Raw genomic sequence first — 8,821 nt, 5'->3', positions numbered from 1 at the left:
TCCTTTTGGTGTATAATAGTCTTGCATCTCAGAGTCCTTCTAATTGTGGTTGTCGTAGATTACAATTATATCTCTTTGAGATGTTTTTTTATACACTTAAGTGGCTAACTTCATTTTAGAACTTTCCAATCCTTAATTTTATTCGTGAATTAGGGATTTTTTTGATAAAATAGTGACAAATTACGAATAAGTAAGTAGGTGGTAGAATGAAAGCAGAATTGATAGCAGTTGGTACTGAGATACTGACAGGTCAGATTGTAAATAGCAATGCTCAATTTTTATCTGAAAAGATGGCAGAAATTGGTATTGATGTTTTTTTTCAGACGGCGGTTGGTGACAATGCAGATAGAATGAGTTCAGTAATTGCAATTGCTAGCAAAAGAAGTAATTTAGTCATACTTTGTGGAGGACTTGGTCCGACTGAGGACGACATGACTAAGGAAGTTTTAGCTAATTATTTAAATAAACAGTTGGTTTATGATAAGGATGCACAAACTAAATTGGATGCTTTTTTCTCTAGTCGTCCAGAAAAAAGCAGAACAGTTAATAATGAAAGACAAGCCCAGATTATTGAGGGAGCAACTGCTCTTCAAAACCTTACAGGATTAGCTGTAGGCAGCCTGATTGAAGTTAATGAAGTGACTTATGTTTTGCTTCCGGGTCCACCAAGTGAATTGCAACCAATGGTTAATCAGATGCTTCTACCACTCCTACAAACCACTGAAAGAAAACTGTATTCCCGGGTATTACGTTTCTTTGGCATCGGTGAAAGTCAATTGGTTACAGTACTAGCAAAACTTATAGCAAACCAATCAGATCCGACGATTGCACCATATGCAAAAACTGGTGAGGTAACATTACGTCTATCTACGAAAGCTGATTCTATGAATCAGGCTAATCAAAAATTAGATCAATTAGAAAACCAAATTAAAGAAGTTTCCACATTAGATGGTCCCTTATTAGGAGAATTTTTATATGGTTATGGGGAAGAAAATAGTCTAGCGTGTGAAACTTTCCAGTTGTTAAAAAAAATAGATAAGACAATTACGGCTGCAGAAAGCTTAACGGCAGGGCTATTCCAATCCCAAATAGCTGATTTTTCAGGGTCATCTAGCATTTTTAATGGTGGGTTTATTACCTATAGCATTGAAGAAAAGTCAAAAATGCTCGATATCCCCCTCAAACAATTGCAATTAGAAGGTGTTGTTAGTCACTATACGGCTAAGGAGATGGCACAACAATCACGACTTTTAACTGGTGCCGACATTGGTGTTAGCTTAACTGGAGTTGCTGGACCAGATTCCTTAGAAGGGCACCCAGCAGGAACAGTTTTTATTGGTATTTCTACTAAAGAAAAAGTAGAATCATATAAGGTTATGATTAGTGGCCGTAGTCGCTCAGATGTTAGATCTATCGCTTGCTTACACGCTTTTAACCTAGTCCGAAAAACTTTATTAAATACCCAAAATTTGTTATAATGTAGTAACTTTGGAGTAATCACTAATAGGTCAAATAGTAGCCCTTAATATAAATTATTCCTAAAAGAGGAGAAAGAATTGGCAAAAAAAGTAAAAAAAACAGAAGAAATCACAAAAAAATTTGGTGATGACCGTCGCAAAGCTCTTGATGATGCATTGAAAAACATTGAGAAAGACTTTGGTAAGGGTGCAGTTATGCGTCTTGGTGAACGTGCCGAGCAAAAAGTTCAGGTTATGAGTTCAGGAAGTCTTGCCCTTGATATTGCTTTAGGTTCAGGTGGCTATCCTAAAGGTCGTATTATTGAAATCTATGGACCAGAATCTTCTGGTAAAACAACAGTAGCTCTTCATGCAGTAGCACAAGCACAAAAAGAAGGTGGAATTGCTGCATTTATCGATGCTGAGCATGCATTAGATCCTGCTTATGCAGCATCTCTAGGTGTAAACATTGATGAATTACTCTTATCTCAGCCCGACTCTGGTGAACAAGGTCTTGAAATTGCTGGAAAATTAATTGACTCTGGAGCTGTTGATTTGGTTGTTGTCGATTCAGTAGCAGCCTTAGTTCCTCGTGCTGAAATTGATGGAGACATTGGTGACAGTCACGTTGGTTTGCAAGCTCGTATGATGAGTCAGGCAATGCGTAAATTGTCAGCGTCAATTAATAAAACTAAAACTATTGCTATTTTTATCAACCAATTACGTGAAAAAGTTGGTGTAATGTTTGGTAATCCAGAAACAACTCCTGGTGGGCGTGCACTGAAATTCTATGCATCTGTTCGTTTGGATGTTCGTGGAAACACACAAATTAAAGGTACTGGCGATCAAAAAGATAGTAGTATCGGTAAAGAAACAAAAATCAAGGTTGTTAAAAATAAAATTGCTCCTCCATTTAAAGTGGCAGAAGTTGAAATCATGTATGGTGAGGGAATCTCACGTACAGGAGAGCTTATTAAAATTGCCTCAGATTTAGATGTTATTCAAAAAGCAGGCGCATGGTTCTCATATAATGGTGAAAAAATTGGTCAGGGTTCAGAGAATGCTAAGAAATTCTTGGCTGATCACCCAGAAATTTTTGAGGAAATTGACCATAAAGTACGTGTACAAGTTGGCTTAATTGAAGATGATCAATTAGATCAAGTTCCAGAAAAAAAAGAAGTAGAAACAGATGACCTAGTCTTAGACTTAGATAACGGCATTGAAATTGAAGATTAAAAAAATAGCCCAGTGGGCTATTTTTTCACGAGCCAAGAAACTAAAGAGCGAGTTTTGAGCCCAGTGGGCTATTTTTCCAAGTCGAGCAATTGAAAATCGAATTTTGGCTTTTTAGGATTATTTAAATCTATAATAGGGGCTAAGAGGTGGAGAGTTACTCTGTGGATTAAAAAACAATATTATTTTTAAAAAAAGTGGTCAGTTTAAGGATGTCTTGAAAACATTGATAGAATAGTCTTTTCAAGCTATTCAATATGCAAAAAAATTGTGTAGCTATTTAAAAAAATTGGAAAAATAGGTCCGGAGACCTATGTTCGGTAAAAAGTTCTGTGCTACAATGTATACATATCACGAAATAGAAAGTGAGACAGCAACATGATTAAAATATATACGATTTCAAGTTGTACGAGCTGTAAAAAGGCCAAAACATGGTTAAATGGTCACAAGCTCCCTTATAAAGAACAGAATTTAGGTAAAGAACCACTATCAAAAGAAGAAATTATTGCCATTTTATCTAAAACAGAAAATGGTGTTGAGAGCATTGTGTCATCAAAAAATCGTTATGCTAAAGCATTGAACTGTAATATTGAGGAACTAAGTGTTAGTGAAGTAATTGATTTGATCCAAGACAACCCTCGAATCCTAAAAAGTCCGATTTTAATCGATGACAAACGTCTACAAGTAGGCTATAAAGAAGATGATATTAGAGCCTTCCTCCCTCGTTCAATCCGTAATATTGAAAATACTGAAGCCCGTTTGCGCGCGGCCTTATAAAAAGCTCAAAATATTTGGGCTTTTTATTGTGTCTTAATTAGTATCCTTGTTAAAACTTTCTAAATTATGCTATAATAAAGCATAGCACTAAAGTTAGAAAGAAGGTGTAAGTATGGGATTTACAGATGAAACAGTCCGATTTAAATTAGATGATGGCGATAAGAAGGAAATTAGTGAAACCCTCACTGCTGTTTATCATTCCCTTGAGGAAAAGGGTTATAACCCAATCAATCAAATCGTAGGTTATGTATTGAGTGGCGACCCAGCTTATGTTCCTCGTTACAATGATGCTAGAAATCAAATCCGTAAGTATGAACGTGATGAGATTGTAGAAGAACTTGTACGCTATTATTTGCAAGGAAACGGAATAGACTTTAAATGAGAATAATGGGACTGGATGTCGGGTCAAAGACAGTTGGTGTTGCGATTAGTGACCCGCTTGGTTTCACTGCTCAAGGACTCGAAATTATAAAAATTGATGAAGACAAAAAAGAGTTTGGATTAGTCAGACTGGAGGAATTGGTAAATCAGTATAAGGTTGATAAATTTGTTGTTGGCTTACCCAAAAACATGAATAATTCAAGTGGTCCTCGCGTTGAAGCAAGTCGGGCATATGGTAATATGATTCAAGAACAGTTTAATCTTCCTGTTGAATACCAAGATGAGCGTTTGACTACAGTTCAAGCTGAGCGTATGTTAATTGAGCAGGCAGATATTAGTCGTGGCAAACGAAAAAAAGTCATTGATAAGTTAGCCGCACAGCTGATTTTACAAAATTATTTAGATAGAACCTATTAAGGAGAAAAAAATGGCACACAATCATGAACATGATCACGAACATGAAGTAATTACTTTGGTTGATGAACAAGGAAATGAATCATTATTTGAAGTATTATTGACAATTGATGGACGTGAAGAATTTGGTAAAAATTATGTCTTATTAGTTCCAGCTGGATCTGAAGAGGATGAGGCTGGTGAAATCGAAATCCAAGCTTACTCATTTATTGAAAATGAAGATGGTACAGAAGGTGATTTGCAACCAATCCCTGAAGATTCAGATGCTGAATGGGATATGATCGAAGAAGTTTTCAATAGCTTTTTAGACGAAGAATAAAATGGGAAGAGTAGCTAATAGCTATTCTTTTTTTGCTATAAAAAATTTAGCAACTTTGTAAGCTAAAAAGAAATTGCTTATTTAACTCTAAGTTAGATTCTGTTATACTGTTGGTATGACATTTCAAGGAGAAGATTGTGTGAGTCAATTAAAAACAGATAATATCAATGAATCAGTAAGTAATTCAGCCTATGATGGGTCCACGCTACATACTAGTAAGTATGAGACTAAGGTACCAAGTCTACACAAGTTTCATATTTTTTTCTATAGTTTACTTGCAGCTTTTTTTAGCGTAGCAATGCCTTTCTTTTCAGATTTTGCGAACAGTTTGCAGTCACAAAATCTTTATATTGGAATGATGCTAACCAGGGGACAGATTCCCTATAGTGATGTTTTTACGACTGGTGGGATGCTTTATTTTGTTCTGATAGCATTAAGTTACCATTTAGGATCTACAATCTGGCTTATTTTGATTCAGCTAGTGAGTTTTTATTTTGCTGGTATCTATTTTTATAAACTTGTCAATTATTTTTCTAGTAATCAAAAAATTTCAGCGACCTTTACTCTATTGTTTTTTGTGCTAAACATCATTTTAGGGTTCGGAGGCCTCTATCCTATTCAGTTTGCTATGCCTTTGTTGTTGATATCTTTATGGTGTTTCACAAAATACTTTGCGGGACTTGTTAAAGATGAAGCCTTTATTTTTTTAGGAATTGCTGGTGCTGTGGCCATGCTATTTGAACCCAAAACACTTGTTTATTGGGTAGTTTCTAGTTTTGCTGTGATAGTTTATAATTATAGCAATAAGCACTTAGCTAGAGGCTTTTATCAACTGTTAGCTGCAGTATTTGGGATGCTCATTATCTTTTATATAGCGGGTTATTTCGTACTGAATCTTCAAATATTAGGTCCCTACTTTTCACAAGCTTTGGTTTACCAATTGACTAATCTAAGTTTAGGTAACTACCCTTTAATCATTGGGATAGTTGTTCAACTAATGATTCTCTTAACATCAGGTTTAGTAATTGGTCCGCTTTACTTTCTTAAGAAGGGAAAAAGTGACCCAAATAGCATGATAAAATGGGTTGTTTTTAGTTCTTTCTTGATTTATTTGATCATGGCTGTGCTTGCTAGAGATATTTATAGCTACCATCAATTATTCCTATTACCATTTGGATTAATTCTTACGGCGGTGCCGATTGCTAACCAGCTACAACTATTAGAAAAACAAGGAAGTCATCGTAGGAGTAGAGGCAAAAAAGGCAATAGACCAGTCCTTGGTTTTTTCCTATCTAAAGTCAATTATTTACCTATTTTACTTGTACTAGCGCTACTTGTTTTTAATGTAATGACCTTCAGTAAGGAATTACGTTTAAATAAAGACCGTCATACTGTCGCTCAATCCTTAAAAGGGCAGTTACAGTCTGGGCAAAGTATTTATGTCTGGGATTCATTGTCAACGATTTATTTGGATGCAGCAGCAAAATCAGCCTCTCATTTTGCTTCACCTGAAGTAAATATGGCTAATTCGACTCATCAAAAAATGTTATACGATGAATTATTACAGAATAAGGCAACCTTTTTCATCCTAAATAAACAGAAAAAGCTTCCTGAAAAAATAAAAATAATTCTCAAGAAAAACATGAAAATTGATGAAAGGTTTGATCTGACAAGCTTTGCCATCTACAAAAAGAAATAGCGATACAACAATATCTTGTGTTTGACAAAAAATCATAACACAAGATATTGATTTTTTTTATTTGGGTGATATAATAGTTCAAGTAAGGAGAAATGGAAATGACTCAAGAAAAAGTTTTGGTACAACCTGATATAAAAGTTATTAAACGTGATGGCCGTCTTGTTAATTTTGATACCACTAAAATCTATAGCGCCCTTTTAAAAGCGAGTGTTGAAGTGACAAAAATGTCGCCATTACTTGAAGCTAAATTAGAGGCTATATCTGAACGGGTTATTGCTGAAATTCACGACCGTTTTCCAAATAATATTAAAATTTATGAAATTCAAAATATTGTAGAGCATGAATTGTTGGTTGCTAATGAATATGCTATTGCTAAGGAGTATATTAATTACCGTACAAAGCGTGATTTTGCACGGTCACAGGCTACTGATATTAATTTTACAATTGATCAGCTACTTAATAAAGACCGAACAGTAGTTAATGAGAATGCCAATAAAGACAGTGATGTCTTTAATACACAACGGGATTTGACAGCAGGAATTGTTGGGAAATCAATTGGCTTGAAAATGTTACCTCCTCATGTAGCAAATGCTCACCAAAAAGGTGATATTCATTATCATGATTTAGACTACAGTCCCTACACACCAATGACTAATTGTTGCTTAATTGATTTTAAAGGCATGTTAGCAAATGGATTCAAAATTGGTAACGCTGAGGTGGAAAGTCCTAAATCGATTCAGACAGCGACAGCTCAGATTTCCCAAATCATTGCCAACGTAGCTTCTAGTCAGTACGGTGGCTGTACTGCTGATCGTATCGATGAGTTTTTAGCCCCATATGCGGAATTAAATTATAAGAAACATATGGCTGATGCTGAAAAATGGGTTGTGGAAGAGAAGCGTGAAGAATATGCTTATGAAAAAACGCAAAAAGACATTTATGATGCTATGCAGTCGCTTGAATATGAAATCAATACCTTGTTTACGTCAAATGGTCAAACGCCATTTACTTCGCTTGGTTTTGGTTTAGGGACGTCATGGTTTGAACGTGAGATTCAAAAAGCTATTTTGGAAATTCGAATCAAAGGATTGGGAAGTGAACATCGCACGGCAATTTTTCCTAAATTAATTTTCACGGTTAAAAGAGGACTTAATTTAGAAGAAGAGTCACCAAACTATGATATTAAGCAATTAGCACTTGAATGTGCAACAAAACGAATGTATCCTGATATGTTATCATATGATAAAATTATCGATTTAACAGGCTCATTTAAAGCTCCTATGGGATGTCGTTCTTTCTTACAGGGATGGAAAGATGAAAATGGAGTAGAAGTTAATTCTGGTCGGATGAATTTAGGCGTTGTAACGTTGAATTTACCACGTATTGCCATGGAGTCAAATGGTGATATGGATAAGTTCTGGGAATTGTTCAATGATCGCCTATCAATTGGAAAGGATGCATTGGTCTACCGTGTTGATCGGGTTAAGGAGGCTACACCTGCAAATGCTCCAATCTTATACCAATATGGGGCCTTTGGTAAACGCCTTGAAAAAAATGGCAATGTTGATGAGCTATTTAAGAATCGACGTGCTACAATTTCTTTAGGTTATATTGGCCTATATGAAGTAGCTACCGTCTTTTATGGTGGGGAGTGGGAAAATAATCAAGAGGCTAAAGACTTTACAGTAGCTATTATTAAGGCTATGAAAGATGCTTGTGCGTCATGGTCAGATGAATATGGTTACCATTTCTCAGTTTATTCGACTCCCTCAGAAAGTTTGACAGATCGCTTTTGCCGTTTAGATGCTGAGAAGTTTGGTACTGTGGAAAATATTACGGATAAAGAATATTACACTAATTCATTCCATTACGATGTCCGTAAAAATCCAACTCCTTTTGAAAAATTAGATTTCGAAAAAATTTACCCTGAATCAGGGGCATCGGGTGGTTTCATTCACTATTGTGAATACCCCGTTTTACAGCAGAATCCCAAAGCTCTAGAAGCTGTTTGGGATTATGCTTATGATCGTGTAGGTTATCTTGGAACGAACACGCCAATTGATAAGTGTTACAATTGTCAATTTGAAGGAGATTTTGAAGCTACTGAGCGAGGATTTACTTGTCCAAATTGTGGCAATAATGATCCAAAGACAGTTGATGTTGTCAAAAGAACCTGTGGTTACTTAGGAAATCCTCAAGCTCGTCCGATGGTTAATGGACGTCACAAAGAGATTTCCTCACGTGTGAAACATATGAACGGTTCCACAATAAAATATCCTGGAATTTAAGTATTTTAATAGGAAATAATATAAATTATGTTATGATATAAAGGTTGCTTATAGCAAGCAATCTTTTATTTATCAAGAAAAGGAAAATAACAATGGGAAAATATCAATTAGATTATAAAGGTATGCAACAAGTTGAAAGGTTTCACGAGAAACATTCAACTAAGAAAGTTTCAAAAAAATTGGCCGGGAAAGATTTGAGAGCTCGATTTTTAGAGAAGGCAAGAGAAGCAGCAAAAAAATAAGACACTGAGAA

9 protein-coding genes are annotated in these 8,821 nt (G+C 35.4%); all 9 read left to right on the top strand.

What is annotated here, in order from left to right; translation table 11 throughout:
• Window positions 1–206: 206 nt before the first annotated feature.
• The gene (locus ACVRZD_RS09710; protein ID WP_037627074.1) at window positions 207–1,478 is read left to right on the top strand and encodes a competence/damage-inducible protein A; all 1,272 of its coding nucleotides are present in this window, start codon (window positions 207–209) and stop codon (window positions 1,476–1,478) included.
• Window positions 1,479–1,556: 78 nt separating this feature from the next.
• Window positions 1,557–2,693 carry a recombinase RecA gene (gene recA, locus ACVRZD_RS09705; protein WP_037627076.1) on the top strand — a complete coding sequence of 379 codons (1,137 nt, stop codon included), beginning with the start codon at window positions 1,557–1,559 and terminating at the stop codon, window positions 2,691–2,693.
• A gap of 375 nt (window positions 2,694–3,068) precedes the next feature.
• On the top strand, window positions 3,069–3,467 hold the full coding sequence (spx, locus tag ACVRZD_RS09700; protein ID WP_037627078.1) for a transcriptional regulator Spx: 399 nt from the start codon (window positions 3,069–3,071) through the stop codon (window positions 3,465–3,467).
• A gap of 112 nt (window positions 3,468–3,579) precedes the next feature.
• Window positions 3,580–3,849, top strand: a complete 270-nt coding sequence (locus ACVRZD_RS09695) for an IreB family regulatory phosphoprotein (RefSeq protein WP_003104158.1) — start codon at window positions 3,580–3,582, stop codon at window positions 3,847–3,849.
• Window positions 3,846–4,265, top strand: a complete 420-nt coding sequence (gene ruvX / locus ACVRZD_RS09690; RefSeq protein WP_037627080.1) for a Holliday junction resolvase RuvX — start codon at window positions 3,846–3,848, stop codon at window positions 4,263–4,265. Before ACVRZD_RS09695 ends, ruvX begins: the two co-directional genes overlap by 4 nt.
• A gap of 10 nt (window positions 4,266–4,275) precedes the next feature.
• The gene (locus tag ACVRZD_RS09685) at window positions 4,276–4,581 is read left to right on the top strand and encodes a DUF1292 domain-containing protein (RefSeq protein WP_037627082.1); all 306 of its coding nucleotides are present in this window, start codon (window positions 4,276–4,278) and stop codon (window positions 4,579–4,581) included.
• Window positions 4,582–4,720: 139 nt separating this feature from the next.
• A complete protein-coding gene (locus ACVRZD_RS09680; protein ID WP_037627084.1) occupies window positions 4,721–6,280 on the top strand; it encodes a glycosyltransferase family protein in 1,560 nt (519 codons plus the stop codon).
• A 98-nt stretch (window positions 6,281–6,378) separates the two neighbouring features.
• Window positions 6,379–8,568, top strand: coding sequence for an anaerobic ribonucleoside-triphosphate reductase (gene nrdD / locus ACVRZD_RS09675; RefSeq protein ID WP_155274960.1), 2,190 nt, complete (start codon window positions 6,379–6,381; stop codon window positions 8,566–8,568).
• Window positions 8,569–8,660: 92 nt separating this feature from the next.
• The gene (locus ACVRZD_RS09670) at window positions 8,661–8,810 is read left to right on the top strand and encodes a hypothetical protein (RefSeq protein WP_198777492.1); all 150 of its coding nucleotides are present in this window, start codon (window positions 8,661–8,663) and stop codon (window positions 8,808–8,810) included.
• The last annotated feature ends 11 nt before the right edge of the window (window positions 8,811–8,821 follow it).

The sequence above is a fragment of the Streptococcus hongkongensis genome (assembly GCF_053206145.1).
This window is presented reverse-complemented; position numbering and strand designations above follow the sequence as displayed.